Source organism: Weissella sp. DD23 (genome assembly GCF_001579105.1).
GTDB lineage: Bacteria > Bacillota > Bacilli > Lactobacillales > Lactobacillaceae > Weissella > Weissella cibaria.
In genome coordinates this window covers 416,304-417,988 of sequence record NZ_KQ970390.1, presented here as the reverse complement: position 1 = coordinate 417,988, position 1,685 = coordinate 416,304, and the positions used below count along the sequence as shown (strand labels likewise).

The 1,685-nt window shown below is 42.9% G+C and carries 3 protein-coding genes and 1 pseudogene; 3 read left to right on the top strand and 1 reads right to left on the bottom strand.

The features are described from left to right. Positions 1-68 precede the first annotated feature (68 nt). Positions 69-281: a DNA-directed RNA polymerase subunit epsilon gene (locus WEIDD23_RS02000; RefSeq protein WP_010373688.1), complete on the bottom strand. Its 213-nt coding sequence runs from the start codon at positions 279-281 to the stop codon at positions 69-71. Positions 282-488: 207 nt separating this feature from the next. Between WEIDD23_RS02000 and WEIDD23_RS01995 the strand changes: the two genes are divergently transcribed. The 3 genes and pseudogenes from WEIDD23_RS01995 to def form a co-directional block, all read left to right on the top strand. Further along, entirely contained in the window at positions 489-1,082 is a 594-nt protein-coding gene (locus WEIDD23_RS01995) for a hypothetical protein (protein WP_010373686.1), read from the top strand. A gap of 2 nt (positions 1,083-1,084) precedes the next feature. Further along, positions 1,085-1,567, top strand: a complete 483-nt coding sequence (locus WEIDD23_RS01990) for a hypothetical protein (RefSeq protein ID WP_062358711.1) — start codon at positions 1,085-1,087, stop codon at positions 1,565-1,567. Positions 1,568-1,615: 48 nt separating this feature from the next. Beyond that, positions 1,616-1,685, top strand: a pseudogene (gene def, locus WEIDD23_RS14340) (peptide deformylase); the annotation flags it as partial.

The window sequence follows — 1,685 nt, the reverse complement described above, 5'->3', positions numbered from 1 at the left end:
TTTCCCCAAGGCCACCAAGCGCATATACTGCAGTCTCGTCTGGACGAATATCCAGATTCATGACCATATTAGAACTCCGTCAACTTAAAGTTGGGACTTTGTTGCTCGTAAGCCAAAGCCTTTTCTGACAATTGTTCAATCAATTCAACATTGTAGTCTGTGTTTGACTCAACTGCTAAACGTGCAGCTGGTTGGTCAGCAGCATCAATGTAAAGTGATTGCGTGTTTTCACGCTTTGGGTTTTGTGTCTTAGTAGGTTGGTAGTAAACCTTAAAAATCATAATCGGTTAATCTCCTTAATTTATTACTGTCTTGTACCGAACAATCTTAAAACTAATTTTATCAGAAATACCGTCCAAATACCATATTCAACGAAACCAAGGCACATGTATCCTAAATATATTTGAAATCATGCATCAGATTTGGGTAGTCGTTTTTTATCCGCTTTTCGGTTAAACTTGAAGTAATGAAGACGGAGGACAGCAAAGATGAGTAAGAACATCTGGGAAAAAATAAAAGATAATGTCCGCGGCGTACAGGGAAAGTTCAAGCGTTCTTATGTGCCAACAACGACACCAGAAGAAGTGGCGCTGGCTAATCAACTGAAAATGACGTTACCATCAACCATTGCAACTTACATTTATGTCAGTGGGGAATGGGACACCATGGCAAATCGTGCACTAAGTGGTTCAGTCATCTTATCAACTGATACGCCGGCTGAACAGAATGCCGTGCGACATCAAGCAATTTCATCCGCCTATGAAGCAGAATTGTTTGCAATGGTCGATGCGTTGTCAGCAATTGATTTGGTTAAGCGTCAAACGGGCCACTTTGTTCTTGTGACTGGGTTAACAGATTTCGTTCGTAATTATAACGATTTCACGTTAGCGCAACATTTTTCAGAATTGCCAGAACGACCAACTTCAACGGATCGCCTTTATCATGATTTTGTCCAATTAGCGGCGACGTACCAATCGTTACGGGTTGTTGCTGGTAGTGAAAAGGATAAGCAACAAACGAATTTCGTGGCCCAAAAGTTAAATCGTATGCTGGCGGGCTACCGCGATTCACGAGGTAAGTAATCATGTGGTTAGTTTGGGTGGCTTTATTAGTTGGGTTACTGTTGGTGGCATTAACCATCTACCGACGATATGGACGTCGTTTGACTGAACGACAGATTATTGCCTCACAACAAGTTGTTAACGCTGGTATGACCGTCGCGCTCCAGGAATTAGCCAATGACTTGCTGTTGTTCACAATGGAACGACCAACTTCAACGTTGGTGGCTAATATTTGGGGCCATGAAGTCATGGCATTCGAGTTCGAACTACCATACCGGGAGCGCCAAGAAGTTGTCGTGGTCCGGCAAGCGTTGAATAATGCGCTACGTGACTATGCGCAGGATGAAAATCTAGTCAGTGCGTCAGAGACCGATATGGCGTTGGTTGTGACGGACGTCTGGTATGACAACCGTAAGCCAATGTTGCACGTCGATGTCGCACATATTGTTAATGAAGAAACGGCTGCGTATTTACGAGATTTACGTAAGTTGAATCAACCGGTCTAGAGTTTGCTATACTAGTATTATTAAGAATTTTTTGTAGGAGATGAGCAGATGTATTTGATGAAAGATATCGTCCGTGATGGCGATCCTGTGTTGCGTCAACAAGCAGCTAAGGTGACTT

Coding starts and splice junctions, on each gene's coding strand:
- WEIDD23_RS02000 (WP_010373688.1), bottom strand. CDS start 281: ATGATTTTTAAGGTTTACTACCAACCTACTAAGACACAAAACCCAAAG.
- WEIDD23_RS01995 (WP_010373686.1), top strand. CDS start 489: ATGAGTAAGAACATCTGGGAAAAAATAAAAGATAATGTCCGCGGCGTA.
- WEIDD23_RS01990 (WP_062358711.1), top strand. CDS start 1,085: ATGTGGTTAGTTTGGGTGGCTTTATTAGTTGGGTTACTGTTGGTGGCA.